This is a genomic window from Cupriavidus sp. a3 (assembly GCF_051015765.1).
Classification (GTDB): domain Bacteria; phylum Pseudomonadota; class Gammaproteobacteria; order Burkholderiales; family Burkholderiaceae; genus Cupriavidus; species Cupriavidus oxalaticus_A.
In genome coordinates this window covers 3,135,675-3,160,120 of record NZ_CP170643.1, presented here as the reverse complement: position 1 = coordinate 3,160,120, position 24,446 = coordinate 3,135,675, and the positions used below count along the sequence as shown (strand labels likewise).

Here is a 24,446-nt window from a genome sequence, read left to right as displayed (position 1 = left end):
TGCTTCCGGCCCTTCTGTATTCGCTGGTGGGGCGTGAGTGACTCGAACACTCGACCTACGGATTAAGAGTCCGCTGCTCTACCAACTGAGCTAACGCCCCAACGAAGAACGAGATTCTAGCATGATTTCCGGCGCTGTCAACAGTTTGCAAACAACCGTGTGCAACGCCTTTCGCGCATGCCGATGCCAGTGACGATCAGGTGAACGGAACCGAACGCCAGCCTTGCCGGTCATCGGATTGAGCGCAATCGCACAAGGCGGATCCGCACGATATGGTCGGAGCCATGTTAGGATTCTTCTCCACTTGCATATGGAGGGCTGCACCGATGGATATCAAATTCCAAGAGCAAGAACGCTACGACATCAATAATGAAGGCTTGCTCTTCCAGGCGATCGTCAATGGCGAGAAAGTGACTTGCGTAGTGACACGCGAAGCACTGTGGGAAGGCTTCAGCGCCGACCAGGTGCTGTCGCTGGAAGAGGCATTCCGTGCCGGACGCGAAACCATCGAACGCGCCGCCGTGGTGCTGATCGAGCAGGGCGCGCCCCAGCCAATCGTCGTCAAGCGCGCCCACGTGGCGCCGATCTGATGAGGATGGATGCCCCGGCCAGCCGTCGGCATGCCGCGGGCGCCCATCCACCATCAGGCATCACCGCGTAGGGCCGTCCGGCCTTGCGTACCCGGCCCCGCAACGCCGGCGCAGGCACCAACGTCTTCCCCGCTGTTTCAATTTCCGGTCGTCTAACGCTGTCCTCGGCAGGCTTTTTCTTGCTGACGGCATCTTGTGCGCGACGCGTCAGCGTGCCGCCGCGGTGGCGCATGCCTGCGGCCGCGGTGCGCTGGCCGCATCGGCATCGACGGCGTCGTGCCCTGATGCCCCCGGCCGCGACGCGCATTCTTCAAAGATCCTGGCGCGGCACTGCGCGCAGATCTCGGGCGACAGCTTGCCGATGATCGTGTGCAGCGCCTGCCGCTTGGTCGGGAAAATATGGTCCGGCCCCAGCTTGTTGCTGAAGCCGGTCTGCTCCCACGTCTGCAGCACCTGCGTGCGCGGGCGGTGGAAGTAGAGATCGCCGCCCATCGCGCGGCGCTCGGCCAGCTCGTTTTCCCACATTTCCGCGCCGGCCAGGTCGATGAAATTCATGCTCTTGGTCATCGCCAGCAAGTGCGTCTGGCCGGCATTGACCTCACGCAGCCAGTGCAGGCGGTCGGTCACGTACTGGACGGCGCCGAAGTAGATCGCGCCTTCCATGCGCAGCAATTTGAGTTGCGGGCATTCCGGCTGCGGGCGGTGCAGTTCGTCCAGCGGCGTGAAGCGCCGGCCCGGGTCGTCGGCATCCGGCACCAGGCTGCGCACTGCAGGCCTCGAGGTGCGGTACAGGTAGGCCACCAGCGACAGCACGGTGCCGAGCAGCACCGCCATTTCGAGCCGGATCACCAGCGTCGCGGCGAAGGTGCCGATGGCAATCGCGAACTCGGTACGGCTGAGCGTGAAGATGCGCCGCAGCCGGGCGAGATCGAGCAGTCCCCACGCCACCAGCAGCAGCATGGCGCCGATCGCCGCCATCGGGATCTGCGCCAGCAGCGGCGCGCTGAGCGCAACCAGCGCCACCAGCCACAACGCCGAGAACACGCTGGCCAGCGGTGTGCGCGCCCCGGCTTCAAAGTTGGGCATCGAGCGGTTGAGCGAGCCGCACGAGATATAGCCGGAGAAAAAGCCGCCGGCGATATTGGACAGGCCCTGGCCGATGAATTCGCGGTTGGCGTCGATATGCTGCCCGGAGCGCAGCGCCACCGCCTTGGCGATCGAGATCGACTGGCCCAGCGCGACGATGGTCAGCGCCGAGGCGATGCCGAGCAGGTCGGGCAGCTTGCGCCAGTCGACGTCGGGCACATGGAAATGCGGCAGCGCCAAAGGGATCGGCCCGACCACGTTCACATGCTGGGCGAAGGCGCCGGCCTGGTTCAGCAGCAGCGCCACGCCATAGCCGGCGAGCAGCCCCAGCAGCATGAACGGCAGCTTGCGCCACAGCCGCTTGCACAGCAGCGTCACCGCCAGCGTCACGGCGGCGACTGCCGCTGCGGACCAGTTGATGGTCTCGGCATGCTCGGCCAGGTGGCGCAGCACGCCGAAGGCACTGGTGCCGGTCGGCACCTGCAGTCCGAACACATCCTTCAGCGCGTACAACCCGATCAGCGTCGCCGCGCCGCAGGTAAAGCCGAGCAGCACCGACGGCGAGATAAAGTTGGCGAGAGAACCGAGCCGCAGCGTGCCGACCGCGAGCTGCATCACGCCGACCACGATGGTCACCGCCAGCGCCAGCCCGATATACGCGGGGCTGCCGGCGAACGCGAGCGGGCTCAGCATGGCGAACAACGCCAGCGAATTGGCATTGGTCGGCCCCGACATCACATGCCAGCTCGAACCGAACAGCGCCGCGACGATGCAGGGCACCACCGCGCTGTAGATGCCGTACTGCGGCGGCAGTCCGGCCAGCGTGGCGAAGGCCACGCCCTGCGGCAGCACCAGCACCGCGCCGAGCAGGCCGGCGACCAGGTCGGCGCGCAGCGTGGCGCGGTCGACGCGCTGGCGCCACGGGAACATGCGATGCAGGAATGAGCCTTGCGTGGATACGGACATGGGAACAGGCCTCGGCGCCCCTGTCCGCGGTCTTGCCGCGTTCAGGGGTTCATGCGGGGTTCATGCCGGCAGTGTAGCGGGCAGGCCGCCGCGGGGCGAGCCGGGCATGCCCGGGCTTGCGTGAATGCGTGGACTGGCGGCGCATGCCGTGGCGGCCGCAGCCCGTGGCGGGCCTCAGCCGCAGTGCAGCGTGGCGACCACCGGAGTGTGATCCGAGGGCTGTTCCCAGGTGCGCGGCACGCGGTCGATCACGCAGGCGGAGCATTGCTCGACCAGCTCCGGCGACAGCAGGATATGGTCGATGCGCAGCCCGGCATTGCGGCGGAACGCCAGCATGCGGTAGTCCCACCAGGAGAAGCTTTTCTCCGGCTGCTCGAACCTGCGGAAGGCATCGGCCAGGCCCAGTTCCACCAGTGCGGCAAAGGCGGCGCGCTCCGGCGGCGACACGAGGTTCTGGCCGACCCACTTGGCCGGATCGTGCACGTCACGGTCTTCGGGCGCGATATTGAAGTCGCCCAGCAGCGCCAGGCGCGGATGGCGCTGCATTTCGTCGCGCAGCCACGCCGTCATCGCTTCCAGCCACTTGAGCTTGTACGTGAACTTCTCCGACTCGGGCGACTGGCCGTTGGGGAAGTAGGCGCAGACCAGGCGCAGGTCGCCGTAGGTGGCGGCGATCACGCGCTGCTGCGCATCCTCGAAGCCGGGAATATTGCGCACTACGTCGACCGGCCCGGGCATGCTGGCGTCGCGCGCGAGAATGGCCACGCCGTTGTACGTTTTCTGGCCGGTGTAGATGCTGTGGAAGCCCGCATTCTCCAGTTCGGCCAGCGGGTACTTGTCGTCCGGCAGCTTCAGTTCCTGCAGGCACAGCGCGTCGATCGGCGCGCCGGCCTGGTCCTGCTCGGCCAGCCATTGCAGCACCTGCGGCAGGCGCACCTTCAGCGAATTGACGTTCCAGCTCGCGATCCGCAGCGGACCGCTGGTGGGCAGTGCAACCGCGCTCATGCCGCCATCCCGCCGTGGCGCAGCAGCGCATCGATCTGCGGCGCGCGGCCGCGGAAGGCGACGAAGGATTCCATCGCCGGGCGGCTGCCGCCCACCGACAGGATCTCGCGCTGGTAGCGCGCGCCGGTCTCGCTGTCGAGCACGGTGCCCGACAGCTGTGCCGCTTCCTCGAACGCCGCATAGACGTCGGCCGACAGCACCTCCGCCCACTTGTAGCTGTAGTAGCCCGCCGCGTAGCCGCCGGCAAAGATATGGCTGAAGGTGTTCGGCCAGCGCGACAGCGGATGCTGCGGCACCACGTGCACGCGGTCATTGATCTGGCGCGAGAGCTCCAGCACCGAGGCGGCGCCGGCCGGGTCGAAGTCCGTATGCAGGTGCATGTCGAACGACGAGAACACGATCTGGCGCAGCGTCATCATGCCGTTCTGGAAGTTCTTGGCGGCCAGCATGCGGTCGAACAATGCGCGCGGCAGCGGCGCGCCGGTGTCGACGTGCTGCGTCATGCCGGTCAGCACTTCGTATTCCCAGCAAAAGTTTTCCATGAACTGCGACGGCAGTTCCACCGCATCCCATTCCACGCCGTTGATGCCGGACACGCCCAGCTCGCCCACCTGCGTCAGCATGTGGTGCAGGCCATGGCCGAACTCATGGAACAGCGTGATCACTTCGTCGTGCGTGAACAGCGCGGGCTTGTTGCCCACCGGCGCGGAAAAGTTGCAGGTCAGGTACGCAACCGGCGTCTGCACGCCGCCTTGCTCCAGCACCTTGCGGCCGCGCGCGTCGTCCATCCAGGCGCCGCCGCGCTTGCCTTCGCGCGCGTACAGGTCGATGTAGAACTGGGCCAGCAGCGTGCCGTCCGCAGTGGTCACGCGGAAGAAGCGCACGTCCTTGTGCCAGGTCTGCGCCGGCTCGGCCTCGATGCGCACCGAGAACAGCTTCTGCACCACGCCGAACAGGCCTTCCAGCACCTTGGGTTCCGGGAAGTACTGCTTGACCTCGTGCTCGGAGAACGCATAGCGCTGCTGGCGCAGCTTTTCCGAGGCATAGGCCACGTCCCACGGCTGCAGGTCGGACAGGCCGAGTTCGGCGGCGGCGAAGGCCTTCAGCTCGGCCCAGTCCTTCTCGGCGTAGGGCCTTGCCTTGATGGCCAGCTCGTCGAGGAACTTCAGCACTTCGGCCGGCGACTCGGCCATCTTAGGTACCAGCGAGACTTCACCGTAGCACTGGTAGCCGAGCATCTGCGCTTCTTCGCGGCGCAGCGCCAGCTGGTCGCGCATGTTGGCGGTGTTGTCCCACTCGCCCTGGCCCTGGCCGTATTGCGCGCCCAGTTCCGAGGCGCGCGTGACATTGGCCTCGTACAACGTCTGGCGCAGCGCGCGGTCGTCGGCGTACTGCAGCACCGGGAAGTACGAGGGGAAGTGCAGCGTGAATTTCCAGCCGGCCTTGCCGTCTTTCTCAGCGGCGTGGCGGGCGGCTTCCCGCGCATCGTCGGGCAGGCCGGCCAGGCGTGCCTCGTCCTCGACGATCAGCGCGTAGGTGTTGGTGGCGTCCAGCACATGGTCGGAGAAGGCCTTGGACAGCTGCGCCTGCTGCTCCTGGATCTCGGCGAAGCGCGGTTTCCGGTCTTCGGGCAGCTCGGCGCCGCCCAGGCGGAAGCCGCGCAGCTCGTTCTCGATCAGCTGGTGGCGGGCCGCGCTCATGCCGGCGAACTCGGGGCTGGCGGCCAGCGCCTTGTACTTTTCATACAGCGCCAGGCTCTGGCCGAGCGACGACCAGAACTCGGTCATGCGCGGCAGGTTGTCGGCGTGTGCCTTGCGCAGTTCCGGCGTGTCGGCGACCGCGCTCAGGTGGCTGACCACGCCCCAGGCGCGGCCCAGCGGCTCGGTGGCGGCTTCCAGCGCCTGCACGGCGTTGGCCCAGTCGGCCGGCGTGGCCGGATCCTCGGCGCGGGCGACCGCCTGCTGCGCATTTTCGAGCAGCACGTCCAGCGCCGGGCTGATGTGCTCGGGCCGGATCTCGGCGAAGCGGGGCAGGTCGGAAAAGTCCAGCAGCGGATTGTTGGCCGGGGTGGCTTGTGCGGCTTGGTCCATGGCGTGTTCTCGGTTGGCTGGCCTCAAAGGTCGATGCCCCGCAGATGGGGGCGGGGTGCGGGCATTTCCAGCACCCCGTGTGGCGTACTGTAGGTCGAATGTACGCCGAACGCGCGCGCGCTTCAGCCCGCGGCGCGTTCCGCGGCTTCCAGCGTGTTGACCAGCAGCATGGTGATGGTCATCGGGCCGACGCCGCCAGGCACCGGCGTGACGTAGCCGGCCACCTCGCGCACACCCGCGAAGTCCACGTCGCCGCACAGCTTGCCGTTGTCGTCGCGGTTCATGCCCACGTCGATCACGACGGCGCCCGGCTTGACCATGTCGGCGGTGATCAGGTTGCGCTTGCCGACCGCGGCGACGATCACGTCAGCGTCGCGGGTATGGGCGCCGATATCGCGCGTCTTGCTGTTGCAGATGGTGACGGTGGCACCGGCCTGCAGCAGCAGCATCGCCATAGGCTTGCCGACGATATTGGAGGCCCCGACCACCACGGCACGCGCGCCGCGCAGCGGGTACTGGATCGAATCCAGCATCTTCATGCAGCCATACGGCGTGCACGGGCGGAACAGCGGGGCGCCGGTCATCAGCGCCCCGGCGTTGGCGACGTGGAAGCCGTCGACGTCCTTTTCGGGGGCGATCGCTTCCAGCACCTTGTGGCTGTCGATGTGCTTGGGCAGCGGCAGCTGCACCAGGATGCCGTGGATGCTCGGGTCCTGGTTGAGCGCGTCGATGCGGGCCAGCAATTCCGCCTCGGACAGGTCGGCCGGGTAACGGTCCAGCGAGGAGTGGAAGCCGTTGTCCTGGCAAGCCTTGACCTTGTTGCGCACGTAGACCTGGCTGGCCGGGTCCTCGCCGACCAGGATCACGGCGAGGCCGGGGCGGTGACCGCGCTCGGTCAGGCTGGCGGCGCGCTGGGCGGCTTCGGAGCGGATTTGTTTGGCAAGGGCGTTGCCGTCGATCAGTTGGGCAGACATGGAGGAAAAGACCGGTTTGGGCGGGTTTGTGCGAATTTGGGCGGATCCGGCAGATGGCTTCGGCCGCGAGTGGCGTGCGCCCGTCATGCGGGCATGCGGATCAAAGGCGAATTATAAAGGGTCAGTGCGGGCTGGCGCGCGCAGCTTGACCGGATGCAAGGGTTGTAGGGGTAAGGGACTGGTAGCATCGGCCGCATGCACACCGCGCTCCCGTCCCTGCTGTCAGATCCGCTGCTCGTTGTCGTGTCCCTCGCCGGACTGCTGTGGGCGCTGAGCCGCCGGCCGTGGCGCCTGCTGCGGCGCAATTCGCTGCAGCACGCCTGGCTGGGGGCGATGGTGCTGGTGGCGCTGCTGTGGACGGTGCGCGCCACGCTGGTCGGCGGGCTGGTGATCCAGTTGCTGGGCGCCACGCTGATGGTGACGCTGTTCGGGCTGCCGCTGGCGCTGCTGTCGCTGTTCGTGGTGGACCTGGTGTCGCTGTTCGGGCTTGAATACCTGGCCGGCCACAGCTGGGCGCTGTTCGACTGGCCTTCGCTATGGGTGCGCTATACCTGGCTGGCGCTGGTGCCGGCGCTGCTTTCGGCCGGACTGCAGGCGCTGATGCGGCGCTGGCTGCCGCGCCATCCGTTCATCTTTATCCTGGGGCACGGCTATTTCACCGCGGGGCTGGCCGCGCTGGGCGCGAGTGCCGCGCAGGCGGCGTGGCGGCACGTGATGGCGCCGGGGCTGCCGTTCACCGTGGCCGATACGCTGGCGGCTACGCTGATCCTGGCGTTTGGCGAGGCGTTCCTGACCGGGCTGCTGGTGGCCGTCTTTGTGGTCTACCGGCCACAATGGGTGGTCACGTTCCGGGACGAAGATTACCTGAAGAATTGAGACCGGGGCGCCGGCAGTGGCGCCCGGAAAGGCTGGCCAGGAGGGCTTGAGGAGGCCAGCCGGCGCCGCAGGTCAGCTGTTGCGCGACAGGGCCAGGCGCAGCAGGTCGGCGACCGTGTTGACGTTGAGCTTTTCCATGATGTTGGCGCGGTGCGCCTCCACCGTCTTGATGGAAATGCCCAGGTCATCGGCGATCTGCTTGTTCAGGCGGCCTGCCACGATGCGCTCCAGCACCTGCTGCTCGCGCGTGGTCAGCTTGCCCAGCAGGTCCTTGGCGGCGCGCTGCTCGCGCGCGGCCGAGTGGTCGGTGCGGGCCTTCTGCAGCATGCGCTCGACCAGCGCGCGCAGTTCGGATTCGTCGAACGGCTTCTCGATGAAATCGATGGCGCCGCGCTTCATGGTCGATACCGCCATCGGCACGTCGCCATGGCCGGTGATAAAGACGATCGGGATATTGATGTTCTCGGCGATCATCCGCTCCTGCAGTTCCGGGCCGCTCATGCCGGGCATGCGCACGTCGAGGATCAGGCAGGACACCTGGCTGGCGTCGTAGGCGGCGAGGAACTGCTCGGCGCTGGTAAAGCTGCGAACCTGGTAGCCATTGCCCTCCAGCAGCCAGGTCAGCGAGTCGCGCATGGCTTCATCGTCGTCGACGATGAACACGGTCTCGCCGCGGTGGGGCGTGGGGTTTGGCGTTGCGGTCATGTAGTCTCCTCGGGACAACAATTCATTGCTGCGAAGTGTAACCGCCCCGGGGCCTCTGTGGCGAGACGGATCCCCCACATGCGTAGGGAGTCCGCCCCGGCCTGCCGGGGGCGTCCGGAACGAATCGGACAGCGGTCGAATGCGGGGATTATTGTTCGGCCATCACCGGATGCAGCGGCAGCATGATCTTGAAGGTGCAGCCAATGCCGTCGACATTGTTCTCCACCCACAGCCGGCCCTGGTGCGACTCGATGATCGAGCGGCAGATGTTCAGCCCCATGCCCATGCCGTCGGACTTGGTGCTGAAGAAGGGCTCGAACAGCCGTTCCTTGGTCGCTTCGTCGACGCCCGGACCCTGGTCGATGACATCGATATGGACGTTGTCGCCGAACTCGCCCGGCTCCACGCGCGCGTGCAGGCGCACCACGCCGCCGGCGCGCAGCGCCGGCAGGCCGGCCATGGCTTCGACCGCGTTCTTGAGCAGGTTCACCAACACCTGCTCGATCAGCACCGGGTCGACATAGATGGTCATCGGCGGCGCCGGCAGCCGGGTCAGGATAGTGACGCGGCGGCGGGTCGCCTCCAGGTCGGCCAGGCCCACGGCATCGGCGACGATATCGTGCAGCGCCGCTTCGCGGCGCTGCGGCTGGCTGCGCTTCACGAAGCCGCGGATGCGGCTGATGATGGTGCCCGCGCGCACGGCCTGCGCGGAGGTTTTCTCCAGCACCGGGATCAGGTCTTCCGGCGTGCTGCGGCCCGAATGCAGCCGCGCCACCGCGCCCATGCAGTAGTTGTTGATGGCGGCCAGCGGCTGGTTCAGCTCGTGCGCCAGCGACGACGCCATCTCGCCCATGGTGGTCAGGCGGCTGGTGAACTGCAGGCGTTCCTCATGCTGGCGCGCCATTTCCTCGGCGGCCTTGCGCACGGTGATGTCGGTGGCGATCTGCATCTGCGCCAGGTGGCCGTCCACCCACTGGATATAGCGGCGGCGCACTTCGAACCATTTCTGCATGTCGGGCACGAACACCTCGCGCGCGTCCGACGCATAGGGCATCAGCTCGGAAGCGGGCAGGCCGGCGTAGGCGTCGACGTAATCGGTGTTGTCGCTCGAGACCTGTTCCTTGTCGAGATCGTCGCCGGCGAGCTTGAGGTGGCCCTCGGCCTCCCAGCCGAACAGCTGGCGGTAATAGCGGTTGGCGAACAGCAGCTCGGCCTTGTCGGTGGCGAGCACCGACACCGCGGCGTCCAGGCTCTCCAGCACCGTGGTGAAGCGGTCATGCGCGGCGGCCAGTTCCTCGCGCGCGCGCTTGGGCTCGGTGATGTCGGTCATCGAACTCATCCAGCCGGTATGGCGGCCGCGGCTGTCTACCAGCGGCGACACATACATGCGCGCGTAGAAGCTGCTGCCGTCGCGGCGCATCGTGCGCATCTCATAGCCGCCGGCGGGCGACTTGCCCTGCAGCGTCAGGTCGATCTGCTTCTGCATCTCCTGCTGGTCGTTCGGCGGCCAGTAGGGGAAGGGCGGCAGGCGGCCGACCAGGTCGTTCTCCTGCCATCCGGTCATGCGGCAGAAGGCGGGGTTGACGTAGGTGATGCGGCCGTTCAGATCGAGCGCGCGCAGGCCGATCAGCATCGAGTTTTCCATCGCGCGCCGGAACGAGGTCTCGGCCAGCAGCGCGCGCTGCGCCTCGGAGCGGCGGCTGGTATGGCGCCACATGCTCCACAGGCTCCACAGCAGGAAGCAGGACAGGCCCACCACCAGCCACAGCAGCATGTTGTTGGGCAGGTTCGACGGCGGCGGGTAGGCGTCGGCGCGCAGCGACAGCGAGTGGCCGGGCGGATCCAGCAGCACTTCATACGACAGCGCGTTGCCGGGCACTGGACGCAGCGAGGTGCTGGCGCGGGTCTGGTTGTTCTTATCGATCAGCGAGAAGCGGTAGCGCTCGGTCAGCTCCGGCGGCAGCAGGTGCGTCAGGATGCCGTTGATCGAGTACAGCGCGCCGAGCGTGCCGAGGAACTCGTTGTCGCGCACGATCGGCACTTGCATCAGCATGAAGCTGTCGCCGCGGTCGTTGACCAGCGGGCGCGAGTAGACCACGCGCTGGGTTTCGCGCGCGGCATCGAAGGTGTCCAGCACTTCGGGCTCGAGCGGCTGGTCCTGGTTTTCGCGCAGGCGCACCGCGAACTCGGACGTCGACGGCAGCGACCAGCGGCCGCGCTTGGTGGCGTCGAGCCAGTTGATAAAGACGATCTCGGAGTTCTCGCGCAGGATTTCCTGGGCGGCGGTACGGTAGGCGCCTTGCTCCAGTTGCGCGGCGGCGATGTCGCGCGCCAGCGAGGCCAGCTGGTCCTGGTTGCTGAGCAGCGACAGGCGTACGCGCTGTTGCGCCCAGGCGGCGTCGCGGTACAGCGCATCGCGTTGCTGCTGGCGCTCGGTCTCGTGCAGCGACCACAGGATCACGCCCATTGCCACCGTGAACAGCACGATCGCGACCAGCGGGATGAACATGAACCAGCTGGTGGCGACGAGATTGCGCCAGCGCAGCCACCACAGGCCGCGCGGGGCCGCCACCGGCGCGCCGTCGTCGGGGTCGAGGGTGTCGATCGGACCGAGCCCCGTCGCCGGAGGCGGGTTGTGGCCGGTGTCGCCCCCGGCGGCCTTGGCTGTGCCCGAAGCATCGGGAGAAAGCATGGCTGCACGCAGGCGGGAGAGGTAGCGATCGAGGAACGGCATGGGAGGGATTGACGGCTGACCGTTCAGTGTACCGAGATTATTGCGGTGCGTCGCTTGGGGAAAGCGCCAATGAAATCCCGGCCGCCGCTGTCCGCGCGGGCGCCCTTGCGGCTGGCGCCATGCGCGTCGTGGCGTGGATCTTGGTGCATTGCGTCATTATTCCACATCGTAAAAAACGATATCGCAATTTGAAAATTTCACTTGTGTTGCCCAATGGGCTTCCATAGAATCGGTTCGACCCAAGAATGCGGGCGGTAGCCATGCGCCTGCCGCGCGGAGGAGCCGGAACAGGTTCCCCGGCGGCGGCCCCGATGCAAGGCGCGGCAGCGCCGAACCCGCAACGGTGCGAGTCAACCCGTAGAGCCCCCAAAGCCGGCGCCGGAAGCGCAGGCACGGAAGCACGAATTCACCCAGGAGACAGTCATGTCCGCCGTACCAGAGCAGATTCTCGGCGCATCCAGCGCCAACGACGCCGATCCCCAGGAAACCCATGAATGGCTGGATGCCCTGCAGGGCGTCCTCGCCGCCGAGGGCCCGGCACGCGCCGCGTTCCTGATCGACAAGCAGATCGAGTACGCACGCGTGAACGGCGTGACCCAGCCGTTCCACGCCGAGACGCAGTACATCAACACCATCCCGGTGGAGCAGCAGGCCCGCATCCCCGGCGACCAGGACATCGAGCACCGCATCCGCTCGTACACCCGCTGGAACGCCATGGCGATGGTGCTGCGCGCCAACAAGCACACCAATGTCGGCGGCCATATCTCCTCGTTTGCCTCGGCGGCCACGCTGTATGACGTTGGCTACAACCATTTCTGGCGCGCCCCCTCGGAACAGAGCGGCGGCGACCTGGTCTTCGTGCAGGGCCACTCGGCACCGGGCGTGTACTCGCGCGCCTTCCTGCTGGGCCGCCTGAGCCAGGACCAGCTCGACAACTTCCGCCAGGAAGTCGACGGCCACGGCATCTCGTCCTACCCGCACCCGTGGCTGATGCCGGACTTCTGGCAGTTCCCGACGGTGTCGATGGGCCTGGGCCCGATCATGGCCATCTACCAGGCCCGCTTCATGAAGTACCTGGACAGCCGCGGCCTGGCCAAGGCCGGCGACCGCAAGGTCTGGGCCTTCCTGGGCGACGGCGAGACCGACGAGCCGGAATCGCTGGGCGCGATCGGCATGGCCGGCCGCGAGAAGCTCGACAACCTGGTCTTCGTCATCAACTGCAACCTGCAGCGCCTGGACGGTCCGGTGCGCGGCAACGGCAAGATCATCCAGGAACTGGAATCCGAATTCCGCGGTGCCGGCTGGAACGTGATCAAGGTGGTGTGGGGCAGCAAGTGGGATTCGCTGCTGGCGCGCGACACCAAGGGCCTGCTGATGAAGCGCATGATGGAATGCGTCGACGGCGAATACCAGACCATGAAGGCCAAGGACGGCGCCTACGTCCGCGAGCACTTCTTCAACACGCCTGAGCTGAAGGCGATGGTGGCCGACTGGTCCGACGACGATATCTGGCGCCTGAACCGCGGCGGCCACGATCCGCACAAGATCTACGCCGCCTACAAGGCCGCCAGCGAGCACAAGGGCCAGCCCACGCTGATCCTGGCCAAGACCATCAAGGGCTATGGCATGGGCGACGCCGGCCAGGCCATGAACGTGGCCCACCAGCAGAAGAAGATGCCGGTGGACGCGATCCGCAAGTTCCGCGACCAGTTCAATCTCCCCGTTGCCGACGACCAGCTGGAAGATGTGCCGTACATCACCTTCCCGGAAGGTTCGAAGGAACTGGAATACATGCGCCAGGCGCGCCTGAACCTGGGCGGCTACCTGCCGGCCCGCCGCCAGAAGGCCGAAGCGCTGCCGGTCCCGCAGCTGTCCGCGTTCGAGGCGCTGCTGAAGGCCACCGGCGAAGGCCGCGAAGTGTCCACCACCATGGCCTTCGTGCGTATCCTGAACACCCTGCTGAAAGACAAGCAGATCGGCAAGCACGTGGTGCCCATCGTCCCGGACGAGTCGCGCACCTTCGGCATGGAAGGCCTGTTCCGCCAGGTCGGCATCTGGAACCAGGAAGGCCAGAAGTATGTGCCGGAAGACCATGACCAGCTGATGTTCTACAAGGAATCGCAGACTGGCCAGGTGCTGCAGGAAGGCATCAACGAAGCCGGCGCCATGTGCGACTGGATCGCCGCCGCCACGTCGTACTCGACGCACGGCGTGCAGATGATCCCCTTCTACATCTACTACTCGATGTTCGGCATCCAGCGTATCGGCGACCTGTGCTGGGCCGCTGCCGACATGCGCTCGCGCGGCTTCCTGCTGGGCGGCACCGCCGGCCGCACCACGCTGAACGGCGAGGGCCTGCAGCATGAAGACGGCCACTCGCACGTGTTCCACGCCGCGATCCCGAACTGCATCTCGTACGACCCGACCTACCAGTACGAACTGGCGGTGATCATGCAGGACGGCCTGCGCCGCATGTACGCCGAGCAGGAAGACGTCTACTACTACCTGACGGTGATGAACGAGAACTACGAGCATCCGGAAATGCCGGCTGGCGTAGAGCAGGACATCGTCAAGGGCATGTACCAGTTCCGCAAGGGCGTCGAGAACAGCAACGCGCCGCGCGTGCAGCTGCTGGGCTCCGGCACGATCTTCCGCGAGGTGGTTGCCGCCGCCGAGCTGCTGAAGAAGGACTGGGGCGTCGAGTCCGACCTGTGGAGCTGCCCGAGCTTCACCGAGCTGGCCCGCGAAGGCCAGGCCGCCGAGCGCTTCAACCTGCTGCACCCGGCCGAAGCCCAGCGCGAAGCCTTTGTCACGCAGAAGCTGAAGTCGGTCCGCGGCCCGGTGATTGCATCGACCGACTACGTGCGCGCCTTCGCCGAGCAGATCCGCCCGTTCGTGCCGCGCCGCTACGTGGTGCTGGGCACCGACGGCTTCGGCCGCTCGGATACCCGCGAGAAGCTGCGCCACTTCTTTGAAGTGGACCGCCACTGGGTCACGCTGGCCGCGCTCAAGGCGCTGGCCGACGAGGGCGCCATCAGCCGCGACAAGGTGGCCGAGGCCATCAAGAAGTACAACCTCGACCCGAGCAAGCCCAACCCGATGTCGGTCTGATCCGGCAGCCTGCACCCACCCCCGCAGTACGGCGACGCCGTGCCGCGGGCGCCCCGGCAAACCGCCGGCTGGCGCCTTGCGGCATGGCGGCGTGACAGAAGCGGGCGGCGAAGGTAATCTCGCCGCTTGCGGATGTCGTGCGCGCCGGCCTGCCCAGGAGACACTGAATGAGTCAAGCAATTGAAATCAAGGTGCCGGATATCGGCGACTATGACGCCGTTCCCGTCATCGAAGTGCATGTGAAACCCGGCGACAGCATCAACGCGGAAGACGCGCTGGTGACGCTGGAATCGGACAAGGCCACCATGGACGTGCCCTCGCCGCAGGCCGGCGTGGTCAAGGACGTCCGCATCAAGGTGGGCGACAACGTGTCCGAAGGCTCCGTGCTGGTTATGCTGGAAGCGGCCAACGAGGCCTCCGCGGCACCGCCCGCCGGGGCCGCTGCGCCTGCTCCGGCGCCGGCCGCCGCAGCGCCCGCACCCGCTGCCGCGCCGGCAGTGGCTCCCGCGGCAGCCCCTGCCGCGAGCGGTGGCGGCGCCATCGAAGTCAAGGTACCCGATATCGGCGACTACGACGCCGTGCCGGTCATCGAAGTCCACGTCAAGCCGGGCGACACCATCAACGCCGAAGACGCGCTGGTGACGCTGGAATCCGACAAGGCAACCATGGACGTGCCGTCGCCACAGGGCGGCGTGGTCAAGGAAGTCAAGGTCAAGGTTGGCGACAACGTGTCCGAAGGTACGCTGCTGCTGATCCTGGAAGGCGCCGCCGCGGCACCGGCTCCGGCTGCCGCGGCGGCTCCGGCACCGGCCGCTGCCAGCGCGCCCGCCCCGGCACCCGCGCCCGCGGCGGCCCCGGCTCCGGCAGCAGCGGCTGCCGCCGCGCCGGCCGTCGCTGGCGTAAGCGGCAAGGCCGCCCACGCCAGCCCGTCGGTGCGCAAGTTCGCACGCGAGCTGGGCGTCGACGTGTCGCGCGTGGCCGGCACCGGCCCCAAGGGCCGCATCACGCAGCAGGACGTGCAGAACTACGTCAAGGGCGTGATGACCGGCCAGGCCGCCGCGCCGGCCCAGGCTGCCGCGGCTGGCGGCGGCGGTGGCGAGCTCGGCCTGCTGCCGTGGCCGAAGGTCGATTTCACCCGCTTCGGCGAGGTGGAAAGCAAGGCCCTGTCTCGCATCAAGAAGATTTCCGGCGCCAACCTGCACCGCAACTGGGTCATGATCCCGCACGTCACCAACCATGACGAAGCGGACATCACCGAGCTGGAAGCCTTCCGCGTGCAGCTGAACAAGGAAAACGAGAAGTCCGGCATCAAGGTCACCATGCTGGCCTTCATGATCAAGGCCACGGTCGCGGCGCTGAAGAAGTTCCCGAACTTCAATGCCTCGCTCGACGGCGACAACCTGGTGCTGAAGAAGTACTTCAACATCGGTTTCGCCGCCGACACCCCGAATGGCCTGGTCGTGCCGGTGATCAAGGACGCCGACAAGAAGGGCGTGCTGGAGATCAGCCAGGAAATGAGCGAGCTGGCCAAGCTGGCGCGCGACGGCAAGCTCAAGCCGGACCAGATGCAGGGCGGCTGCTTCTCGATCTCGTCGCTGGGCGGCCTGGGCGGCACGTACTTCACGCCGATCATCAACGCGCCGGAAGTGGCCATCATGGGCGTGTGCAAGTCGTTCCAGAAGCCGGTGTGGGACGGCAAGCAGTTCGCGCCGCGCCTGACGCTGCCGCTGTCGCTGTCGTGGGACCACCGCGTCATCGACGGCGCCGAGGCTGCGCGCTTCAACACGTACTTCGCGCAACTGCTGGCCGACTTCCGCCGCATCCTGCTGTAAAAAGCAGCCGCGACGCACACCGGCTTTGCCGGTGTGCGAAAGGCCAGCCACCTGAGTTGATTCAGAGGAGCGAGCCATGACTACCTGTGTTGTCGTCAAGAAGGGCGCCGAGGTGGCGATCGCGGCGGACGCGCTGGTCACCTTCGGCGATACGCGGCTGTCGCGCGCGTATGAGCGCAACCAGAAGGTCTTTCCGGTCGGCGACGGCTTTATCGCGCTGGCCGGGACGACCGCGCACTTCCCGGTCATGCGCACGCTGCTGGCGGGCCTGGGCGAGGAGTGCCGGCTGGACTCGCGCGACGACGTGTTCCGCACCTTCCTGAAGGTGCACGAGAAGCTGAAGACGGAGTACTTCGTCAACACCAAGGAAGACGAGGACGATCCCTACGAGTCGTCGCAGATCGTATGCCTGATCGCCAATCCGGCCGGCATCTTCGGCGTCTATTCGTATCGCGAGGTGTTTTCGTTCGACCGTTTCTGGGGCATCGGCTCGGGCCGCAACTACGCGCTGGGCGCGATGCACGCGGTGTATGACCGGCCCGACCTGGATGCGGGCGAGATCGCGCGCATCGGCGTCGATGCGGGCGTGGAGTTCGACAAAAGCTCATCGGGGCCGATCGAGGTCCATACGGTGCGGCTGCACGATGCAGACAATGGCGCAGCGCCGGCGGCGGATGCGGCAACCAACAACGACGGCGCGCCCTGAAGCCGAGAGGCGGGCGCGTATTGAGGAGCAAATATGAGTGTGATCGAAGTCAAGGTGCCGGATATCGGCGATTTCGACGCGGTGGAAGTGATCGAGGTACTGGTCAAGGCCGGCGATACGGTCGAGACGGAACAGTCCCTGATCGTGCTGGAGTCCGACAAGGCGAGCATGGATGTGCCGTCGTCGGTCGCCGGCAAGGTGGTGGAAGTCAAGGTCAAGGTGGGCGACAAGGTCGGCCAGGGCGCGGTGATCTGCACCGTGGAGGCCGAGGCCGCCGCCGCTGCACCGGCGCCCGCGCAAGCTCCGGCTCCGGCCGCTGCGCCTGCGCAGGCTGCCGCGGCACCGGCCGCCGCTGCGCCGGCCGCCGCAACGCATAGCGGCGGTGCCGATATCCAGTGCGAAATGCTGGTGCTGGGCGCCGGCCCCGGCGGCTACTCGGCCGCCTTCCGCGCCGCCGACCTGGGCATGAATACCGTGCTGGTCGAACGCTACAGCACGCTTGGCGGCGTCTGCCTGAACGTGGGCTGCATCCCCTCCAAGGCGCTGCTGCACAACGCCGCCGTGATCGACGAAGCCAAGGCGCTGGCCGCCCATGGCATCCTGTTCGGCGAAGCCAAGATCGACCTCGACGGCCTGCGCCACTACAAGAACCAGGTGGTCGGCAAGCTGACCGGCGGCCTGGCCGGCATGGCCAAGGCGCGCAAGGTGCAGGTGGTGCGCGGCATCGGCAACTTCCTCGACCCGCACCATATGGAAGTCGAGCTGACCGAGGGCGAGGGCAAGCGCAGCACCGGCAAGAAGACCGTGATCCGCTTCGAGAAGGCCATCATCGCCGCCGGCAGCCAGGCGGTGAAGCTGCCCTTCATCCCGGAAGACCCGCGCATCGTCGACTCGACCGGCGCGCTCGAACTGCCGGAAGTGCCCAACAAGATGCTGGTCATCGGCGGCGGCATCATCGGCCTGGAAATGGCCACGGTCTACAGCACGCTGGGCGCGGAAATCGATGTCGTCGAGATGCTGCCGGGCCTGATGGGCGGCGCTGACCGCGACCTGGTCAAGGTCTGGGAAAAGAAGAACAAGGACCGTTTCGGCAAGGTCATGCTGAATACCAAGACGGTCGGGGTGGAAGCCAAGCCGGACGGCATCTACGTAAAGTTCGAGGGCGAGCAGGCCCCGGCCGAGGCGCAACGCTACGACCTGGTGCTGGTGTCGGTGGGCCGCGCGCCCAACGGCAAGCGCATCGCCGCCGAAAAGGCGGGCGTGGCCGTGACCGACCGCGGCTTTATCAACGTCGACAAGCAGATGCGCACCAACGTGCCGCATATCTTCGCGATCGGCGACGTCGTCGGCCAGCCGATGCTGGCGCACAAAGCGGTGCATGAAGCCCACGTGGCCGCGGAAGCCGCGCATGGCGAGAAGGCGTTCTTCGATGCCAAGCAGATCCCGTCGGTGGCCTTTACCGATCCGGAAGTGGCCTGGGCCGGCCTGACCGAAGACGAGTGCAAGGCGCAGGGCATCAAGTACAGCAAGGGTGTGTTCCCGTGGGCCGCTTCGGGCCGCGCCATCGCCAATGGCCGCGACGAGGGCTTTACCAAGCTGATCTTCGACGAGGAAACGCATCGCGTGATCGGCGGCGGTATCGTGGGTACGCACGCCGGCGACCTGATCAGCGAAGTGTGCCTGGCGATCGAGATGGGCGCCGATGCGGTGGATATCGGCAAGACCATCCACCCGCACCCGACGCTGGGCGAATCGATCGGCATGGCGGCTGAGATCTACGAAGGTACCTGTACCGACGTGCCGCCGCCGCGCAAGCGCTGAGGATTCCGCAGCAAGCGCAGAACTCGCCTCCGGGCGGGTTCTTTTTTTGCCCCGAGAATGCAATTAACCGCCAGAAGCCCGAGGCCACCACACTGGGGGCCAACAGGGCGGGGCGCTGCACAAGCGGGAAAGAGAAAAACCAAAAAAAAGCCCGGCCTTTGCAGGCCAGGCTTTAACGATACCTTTGGACAAGGAGACCGCGGTACCGAGGAGACATCGGCAGACCAGGCAGTGCCGCTATCCTCGGTCGGGACACCACCTTCATCGTTGGCAAAACACACCGGCAGGTTTCCGCTTCGATGCGCTTTGCCAACGGACCGGCCGGAGCCGGTCCATCGTCAAGGCAAACAGCTATCAGGCAACCGTAGCCTTCTTCGCCGTGGCCGTACGGGCCGTGGCGCTGGCTTGCTGGGCAGCCTTGGTGGCGGCGGAAGCAGCGGCCTGGAAGTTGGTTTCAGCGATTTCCACGGCTTGCTTGGTCGCCTTCTGCACCGACTCGTAGGCGTTGTTAGCAGCCGAGATCGCCGACTTCACGATGGCCACGGTCGATTCCGAACCGGCCGGGGCGTTCTTGGCGAAGTTCTCGACCAGCGCCTGCACGTTCTTCGAGCCTTCGGCCAGTTGGGCCTCGGCCACCTTGGTGAACTCGCTCTGGGTTTCCGAAGCGATTTCGTACAGGTGACGGGTGTAAGCCAGGGTCTTCTCGGCGACCGGTTGCACGGCTGCGGCCTGCAGGGCCAGCAGTTCCTGTGCGTCCTTGGCCGACAGCGCCTTCTTGGCGTTTTCCACGTTTTCGGCGAACGTGGTCTTCACGACCTGCAGGTTCAGTTCGACAAGCTTTTCGACGCCTTCAAATGCCTTGGTAGTCAGGCCGAACAGCGTTTCCAGGTTTGCTTTTTGCGCTGCTGCGACTTGTTCCGGGGTCAGGATCATTGCTGGTCTCCAGTGGTGAACTTCAAGGTCAAGCAAAATACAAAAATAAGCCGCCTAGATGTCAGGGCCGTGACGGTGTTTCCCGTTTCGGCCAGCCCAGGCGCGTGTGGGTGGTTGTGTGCCGCGCCCGATGCTTTGATGCGCCGCAACAATTCCAATTCTAGGGAAGCCAGGTTTAATGTCAAGCGCATTTTGTGCGTCGCACAAAAAGATTGTGGCGGTGCGCTGATTTTGTGCCGCAGCAGGCATTTCGGCAGGGCGGCGAGGGATGGTGAGCGATGCTAACATCGCGGCTTGCCTCGCTGTACGGCTGGCCGCCGCCTGCGAAAACCGACAAGACGTGAACAGAACCGCACAGGCCGACCCATGCTCGCCTTCTACGCCGACCATTTCGTGTTGCCGCTGCCGCCGGGACATCGTTTCCCGATGCGCAAGTACAGCATGCTGCGCGACACGGTCGCAACCCAGATTCCTGGCCTGCGCCTGGCCGAGGCGCCGCGCGCCGGCGACGATGCCCTGCTGCTGGCGCATACGCCGGAATACGTACAGGCCGCTTCCGCCGGCACGCTGGATGCCGCCCGCCAGCGCGAAATCGGCTTCCCGTGGTCCGAAGCCATGGTCGAGCGCTCGCGGCGCTCTGCCGGTGCCACCATCGAGGCGTGCCGGGCGGCCTTGCGCGAAGGCGTTGCCGTGAACCTCGCGGGCGGTACGCATCACGCGTATGCCGACAAGGGAGGCGGCTTCTGCGTGTTCAACGACGCTGCCATTGCGGCGCGCGTGCTACAGCGCGACGGCGACGTGCGCCGCGTGGCGGTGGTCGATCTCGACGTGCACCAGGGCAACGGCACGGCGTCGATCCTGCAAGGCGACCCCACCGTGTTCACGCTGTCGCTGCACGGCGAGAAAAACTACCCGTTCCGCAAGGAAGCCAGCGACCTCGACGTCGGCCTGCCGGACGGCTGCGACGACGATGGCTATGCCAGTGCGCTGCAGGCGGCACTGGATACGCTATTCAGCCGCTTCGCGCCCGACCTGCTGATCTACCTGGCCGGCGCCGATCCGCACGAGGGCGATCGGCTCGGGCGGCTCAAACTGAGCTTCGCCGGCCTGGCGCGGCGTGACCAACTGGTATTCGACGCCGCCATGGCGCGAGGACTGCCGGTGGCGGTGGCGATGGCCGGTGGCTACGGCAACCAGATCGAAGACACGGTCGCGGTCCACGTGCAGACCGTGCGCCTGGCCGCGCAATACCATGCCCGCCACGGCACGCTGGTGGGGGTGTCATGAGCGCCGCGGCAGAACCCGGCCGCGCGGTGGGCGCGGGCACCCGCCAGACGGCATGGGTGGCGGCGATGCCGTGGCTGTTCGTGCTGATCTGGAGCACCGGCTTCATCGTTGCCAAGTACGGCATGCCGTATGCGGAACCGATGACATTCCTGTTCCTGCGCTTTGCCGGCGTGCTGGTGCTGATGGTGCCGTTCGTGCTGCTGGCCGGCGTGCCGTTGCCGCGCGCGGCCGGCTCGACACATACCGACTGGCGCGTGGTCGGCCATCTTGCCGTGGCGGGCTTGCTGCTGCAGGGCGGCTACCTTGGTGGCGTGTGGGCGGCGATCAAGCTCGGCATGCCGGCCGGCGTGTCGGCGCTGATCGCGGGCATGCAGCCGATCCTGACCGCGCTGATCGCCGCGCGGCTGGGCGAGCGCATCAGCGGGCGCCAGTGGCTGGGCCTGCTCCTGGGCATCGCCGGCGTGGCACTGGTGGTGGGCAACAAGCTCGGCACCAGCTCGCTGACGCCGGCAAGCCTGGCGCTGGCGGTCGGCGCGCTGCTCAGCATTACCGTCGGCACGGTCTACCAGAAGCACTTCTGCCCGGTGTTCGACCTGCGCATGGGATCCGTGATCCAGTTCGGCGCCGCCGCGCTCGCCTGCCTGCCATTCATGTTCCTGTTCGAGACCCGCGGCGTCCAATGGACCGCCGCCATGATCGGCGCGCTGGCGTGGTCGGTGGTGGCGTTGTCCATCGGCGCCATCTCGCTGTTGTTCGTGCTGATCCGCCAGGGCGCGGCAACCAGGGTGTCGAGCCTGATGTACCTGACGCCGCCAACCACTGCCGTGATGGCCTGGCTGCTCTTCGGCGAACGCTTCCCGCCGCTGGCCGCCGCGGGCATGGTGCTTGCTGCGTCAGGGGTGGCACTGGTCATCCGCAGGTAGCGCTGGTGCGTTCGTTTCGCAGGCGCGAACGCGTCAACGGTTGCCCTGGCGCACTCCGTTTCCCTTTTCCGTTCTTGCCCAGTTCCTTGCTCGCCCCATGAAGCCACAAGCCGACCCGCGCAGTGCCTATCCGTACTTCCAGCCGATCACGACACGTTGGATGGATAACGATGTCTATGGCCACGTTAACAACGTTGTCTACTACAGTTATTTTGACACCGTGGTGAATACCTACCTGATCCGGCAGGGTGCGCTCGATCTCGAGTCGGGCAAGACCATCGGGCTGGTGATCGAGACGCAGTGCAACTACTTCTCGTCGCTCAGCTTCCCGGAGACCGTGGTCGCAGGCTTGCGCGTCGCCAGGCTCGGCACGTCGAGCGTGCGCTATGAGGTCGGCCTGTTCAGCGGCGACAACGAGGTTGCCGCCGCGCAGGGGCATTTCATCCACGTCTATGTCGATCGCGCCACGCGCCGGCCGGTACCGCTGCCGGCGCCGCTGCGCGAGGCGCTGCTGCCGCTGGCGGCCGCAGGCGCGCAAGGGTGACGGCGGGGCAATGGAGACGAACAAGATGTCCCTCGAGATGAAACCGGGTTCGCAGGACGCCGTGGCGTGCGTGGATCGTGCGATCCTGACACGGCGTTCGGTGCGGGCCTTTCTCGATACGCCCGTGCCGCGGGAGACCGTGGAAGACATTCTGGCCGTCGCCAGCCGCGCTCCCTCCGGCACCAATACGCAGCCATGGCGGGTCTATGTCCTGTCGGGAGAAGCCAAGGCAAAGTTGTGCGCCGATGTGCTTGCCGCTTACGAAGACCCCGAGCGCGACAGCAAGTACCTGGAGGAATACCCGTACTACCCCCGCGAATGGGCCAACCCCTACCTGGCGCGACGGCGCAAGGTGGGCTGGGACCTGTACGGCCTGCTTGAGATCAGCCGCGAGGACAAGGCGCGCATGCATGAGCAGCACGCGCGCAACTTCCGTTTCTTCGATGCGCCGGTGGGGATGATCTTTACCATCGACCGCATCATGGAGCAGGGCAGCTGGCTCGACTACGGCATGTTCCTGCAAAGCATCATGGTTGCCGCGCGGGCGCGCGCGCTGGATACCTGCCCGCAGGCGGCGTTCACGCAGTTCCACAAGATCATTGCCAGCCACTTGCTGCTGCCGCCGGAGGAAATGGTGGTGTGCGGCATGTCGCTGGGATTTGCCGATCCGGACGCGCCGGAAAATCGCATGACCACCGAACGGGAACCGGTGAGCGGGTTTGCGCGTTTCCTCTCATAGAGAGGTTTGTATCAATGTGTAACGATTGCTGCCGATATAGAGAGCGAATTGCCGTATTGGCCGTGATTGTTACTGGGGTGAGCAAGGCGGAGCGATTGTAGTTCGTTTGCGGACGTGACCTGTGGTCAACTTTTTCCACCATGTGGAAATGTTTGTAAATCGAACTTTAAGGAGCGTCTGTAAGTCTTTAATCTTGCTAACAATTTCTTAATTTTCTACACTAGCGCCATTCCTCATGCGCTGAACGAATCATGTTTCGGTCTGATTCCATTTTTTCCAGATTCTTCGGCTCCACGCCCTTGTCCGCCGTTGCCGCCGCGGTGCTGGTGTCGGTGTCGATGGTTGCAGCTCCCGTCGCCGAAGCTGCCAGTACGTCCGCAAGCACGCAAAAAGCGTCTAAAAAGCAGGCAACTAACGCTAAAGTCACCAAAAAATCCGCTTCCAAGGCTGTGAGCGCGAAGTCGCGCACCAGCAAGGTTGCCAAGAGCGAAGCCCGTTCCGGCCGCAAGGTGATCGTGCTGAAAAACGGCAAGCGCCAGGTCGTGGCCGCGCATCGCGCGGCGCCGGTGCGCGCCGTGTTCACGCCCGCCAAGCCATCGCTGGGCGAGGCGATGGGGCTGCGCGACACCGATGACGCGCTCGCGCTGCGCTCCAGCGTGGCGCTGGTGATGGACCAGGGCTCCAACGAGGTGCTGTTCCAGAAGAACGCCTCGGCGGTACTGCCGATCGCCTCGATCACCAAGCTGATGACCGCGCTGGTGGTCATGGACGCGCGCCTGCCGATGGATGAAGTGCTGACCATCACCGAGGAAGACCGCGACACCGAAAAGCACAGCAGCTCGCGCCTGCGCTTTGGTACGCAGCTGACCCGCCAGGAACTGCTGCTGCTGGCGCTGATGTCGTCCGAGAACCGTGCCGCTTCGGCGCTGGGCCGCCACTATCCGGGCGGGCTGCCGTCTTTCGTGCAGGCCATGAACCGCAAGGCGCGCGAGCTGGGCATGAACGACAGCCACTTTGTCGACTCAAGCGGCCTGTCGAGCAGTAATGTCTCGAGCGCGATGGACCTGGTGCGCATGGTCAACGCCGCATACCGCAACCCGACCATCCGCGAGTTCTCGACCCAGACCGAGCATGAGGTCAACGTGCTGGGCCGCACGCAGCACTATGTCAGCACCAACCGCCTGGTGCGCGGCGGCAACTGGGAGATCGGCCTGCAGAAGACCGGCTTTATCTCCGAGGCAGGCCAGTGCCTGGTGATGCAGGCACGCGTGCAGGGCCGCAATGTGGTGATGGTGTTCCTGGATTCGGCGGGCAAGCTGTCGCGCTTTGCCGATGCCAACCGTGTCAAGGACTGGCTGGAGCATGCGCCGTCGCAGCACCCGCAGGGCTTTCCCTCTTCCCCTAACTTGACGCAGCGTCCGGGCGGCGCGCACGCGATCCTGGCTTCGCAGCAGGGGCGTGGTATCTGATCGCTGACCTGCAATGAAAAACGCGCCGGATCCCGGCGCGTTTTTTTGTACCAGC

19 protein-coding genes and 1 tRNA gene are annotated in these 24,446 nt (G+C 66.1%); 11 read left to right on the top strand and 9 right to left on the bottom strand.

Features of this window, described 5'->3' with window-relative positions:
• Positions 1 to 24: 24 nt before the first annotated feature.
• Positions 25 to 100: transfer RNA gene (locus ACAD63_RS15170), tRNA-Lys, on the bottom strand.
• Positions 101 to 326: 226 nt separating this feature from the next.
• On the opposite strand from ACAD63_RS15170, the gene ACAD63_RS15165 reads away from it, so the two are divergent.
• The gene (locus ACAD63_RS15165) at positions 327 to 590 is read left to right on the top strand and encodes a DUF1488 domain-containing protein (RefSeq protein ID WP_029047712.1); all 264 of its coding nucleotides are present in this window, start codon (positions 327 to 329) and stop codon (positions 588 to 590) included.
• 207 nt (positions 591 to 797) lie between these two features.
• Here ACAD63_RS15165 and ACAD63_RS15160 read toward each other — a convergent pair whose 3' ends face one another.
• The 4 genes from ACAD63_RS15160 to folD all read right to left on the bottom strand — a co-directional run bounded on the left by ACAD63_RS15160 (position 798) and on the right by folD (position 6,711).
• The gene (locus tag ACAD63_RS15160) at positions 798 to 2,642 is read right to left on the bottom strand and encodes a SulP family inorganic anion transporter (protein WP_434032919.1); all 1,845 of its coding nucleotides are present in this window, start codon (positions 2,640 to 2,642) and stop codon (positions 798 to 800) included.
• A gap of 174 nt (positions 2,643 to 2,816) precedes the next feature.
• A complete protein-coding gene (gene xth / locus ACAD63_RS15155) occupies positions 2,817 to 3,647 on the bottom strand; it encodes an exodeoxyribonuclease III (protein WP_434032918.1) in 831 nt (276 codons plus the stop codon).
• Positions 3,644 to 5,737 carry a M3 family metallopeptidase gene (locus ACAD63_RS15150; RefSeq protein WP_434032917.1) on the bottom strand — a complete coding sequence of 698 codons (2,094 nt, stop codon included), beginning with the start codon at positions 5,735 to 5,737 and terminating at the stop codon, positions 3,644 to 3,646. Before ACAD63_RS15150 ends, xth begins: the two co-directional genes overlap by 4 nt.
• A 122-nt stretch (positions 5,738 to 5,859) precedes the next feature.
• On the bottom strand, positions 5,860 to 6,711 hold the full coding sequence (folD, locus tag ACAD63_RS15145; RefSeq protein ID WP_133097427.1) for a bifunctional methylenetetrahydrofolate dehydrogenase/methenyltetrahydrofolate cyclohydrolase FolD: 852 nt from the start codon (positions 6,709 to 6,711) through the stop codon (positions 5,860 to 5,862).
• Between the two features lie 195 nt (positions 6,712 to 6,906).
• Between folD and ACAD63_RS15140 the strand changes: the two genes are divergently transcribed.
• On the top strand, positions 6,907 to 7,587 hold the full coding sequence (locus tag ACAD63_RS15140) for a hypothetical protein (RefSeq protein WP_133097426.1): 681 nt from the start codon (positions 6,907 to 6,909) through the stop codon (positions 7,585 to 7,587).
• Positions 7,588 to 7,659: 72 nt separating this feature from the next.
• On the opposite strand, the gene ACAD63_RS15135 is transcribed toward ACAD63_RS15140, so the two are convergent.
• A complete protein-coding gene (locus tag ACAD63_RS15135; protein WP_029047707.1) occupies positions 7,660 to 8,292 on the bottom strand; it encodes a response regulator transcription factor in 633 nt (210 codons plus the stop codon).
• A gap of 148 nt (positions 8,293 to 8,440) precedes the next feature.
• Positions 8,441 to 11,026 (bottom strand): PAS domain S-box protein, encoded by a 2,586-nt coding sequence (locus tag ACAD63_RS15130; protein WP_135704999.1) that lies wholly within the window; start codon positions 11,024 to 11,026, stop codon positions 8,441 to 8,443.
• 423 nt (positions 11,027 to 11,449) lie between these two features.
• Here ACAD63_RS15130 and aceE point away from each other — a divergent pair, with 423 nt between their 5' ends.
• From aceE to lpdA, 4 genes are all read left to right on the top strand, one after another.
• The gene (gene aceE / locus ACAD63_RS15125; protein WP_135705000.1) at positions 11,450 to 14,137 is read left to right on the top strand and encodes a pyruvate dehydrogenase (acetyl-transferring), homodimeric type; all 2,688 of its coding nucleotides are present in this window, start codon (positions 11,450 to 11,452) and stop codon (positions 14,135 to 14,137) included.
• 167 nt (positions 14,138 to 14,304) lie between these two features.
• Positions 14,305 to 15,969, top strand: coding sequence for a dihydrolipoyllysine-residue acetyltransferase (aceF, locus tag ACAD63_RS15120; protein WP_135705001.1), 1,665 nt, complete (start codon positions 14,305 to 14,307; stop codon positions 15,967 to 15,969).
• 76 nt (positions 15,970 to 16,045) lie between these two features.
• Positions 16,046 to 16,675: an MFS transporter gene (locus ACAD63_RS15115; RefSeq protein WP_133096797.1), complete on the top strand. Its 630-nt coding sequence runs from the start codon at positions 16,046 to 16,048 to the stop codon at positions 16,673 to 16,675.
• Between the two features lie 33 nt (positions 16,676 to 16,708).
• Complete coding sequence (gene lpdA / locus ACAD63_RS15110; protein WP_133096798.1) at positions 16,709 to 18,496, top strand: dihydrolipoyl dehydrogenase; 1,788 nt, start codon at positions 16,709 to 16,711, stop codon at positions 18,494 to 18,496.
• A 354-nt stretch (positions 18,497 to 18,850) separates the two neighbouring features.
• Here the strand turns inward: lpdA and phaP1 are convergent, their stop codons facing one another.
• Positions 18,851 to 19,429 carry a TIGR01841 family phasin PhaP1 gene (gene phaP1, locus ACAD63_RS15105; RefSeq protein ID WP_133096799.1) on the bottom strand — a complete coding sequence of 193 codons (579 nt, stop codon included), beginning with the start codon at positions 19,427 to 19,429 and terminating at the stop codon, positions 18,851 to 18,853.
• Between the two features lie 366 nt (positions 19,430 to 19,795).
• Here phaP1 and ACAD63_RS15100 point away from each other — a divergent pair, with 366 nt between their 5' ends.
• The 4 genes from ACAD63_RS15100 (at position 19,796) to ACAD63_RS15085 (ending at position 22,922) form a co-directional block, all read left to right on the top strand.
• Positions 19,796 to 20,716, top strand: coding sequence for a histone deacetylase family protein (locus tag ACAD63_RS15100; protein WP_135705002.1), 921 nt, complete (start codon positions 19,796 to 19,798; stop codon positions 20,714 to 20,716).
• Complete coding sequence (locus tag ACAD63_RS15095; RefSeq protein WP_133096801.1) at positions 20,713 to 21,639, top strand: DMT family transporter; 927 nt, start codon at positions 20,713 to 20,715, stop codon at positions 21,637 to 21,639. The genes ACAD63_RS15100 and ACAD63_RS15095 overlap by 4 nt, the downstream gene beginning before the upstream one ends.
• A 97-nt stretch (positions 21,640 to 21,736) precedes the next feature.
• Positions 21,737 to 22,183, top strand: a complete 447-nt coding sequence (locus ACAD63_RS15090) for an acyl-CoA thioesterase (RefSeq protein ID WP_434032916.1) — start codon at positions 21,737 to 21,739, stop codon at positions 22,181 to 22,183.
• 25 nt (positions 22,184 to 22,208) lie between these two features.
• On the top strand, positions 22,209 to 22,922 hold the full coding sequence (locus ACAD63_RS15085; RefSeq protein WP_133096803.1) for a nitroreductase: 714 nt from the start codon (positions 22,209 to 22,211) through the stop codon (positions 22,920 to 22,922).
• Between the two features lie 220 nt (positions 22,923 to 23,142).
• On the opposite strand, the gene ACAD63_RS15080 is transcribed toward ACAD63_RS15085, so the two are convergent.
• On the bottom strand, positions 23,143 to 23,406 hold the full coding sequence (locus tag ACAD63_RS15080) for a hypothetical protein (RefSeq protein WP_371704746.1): 264 nt from the start codon (positions 23,404 to 23,406) through the stop codon (positions 23,143 to 23,145).
• Between ACAD63_RS15080 and pbpG the strand changes: the two genes are divergently transcribed.
• Positions 23,372 to 24,391: a D-alanyl-D-alanine endopeptidase gene (pbpG, locus tag ACAD63_RS15075; protein WP_434032915.1), complete on the top strand. Its 1,020-nt coding sequence runs from the start codon at positions 23,372 to 23,374 to the stop codon at positions 24,389 to 24,391. The genes ACAD63_RS15080 and pbpG overlap by 35 nt on opposite strands.
• Positions 24,392 to 24,446 lie beyond the last annotated feature (55 nt).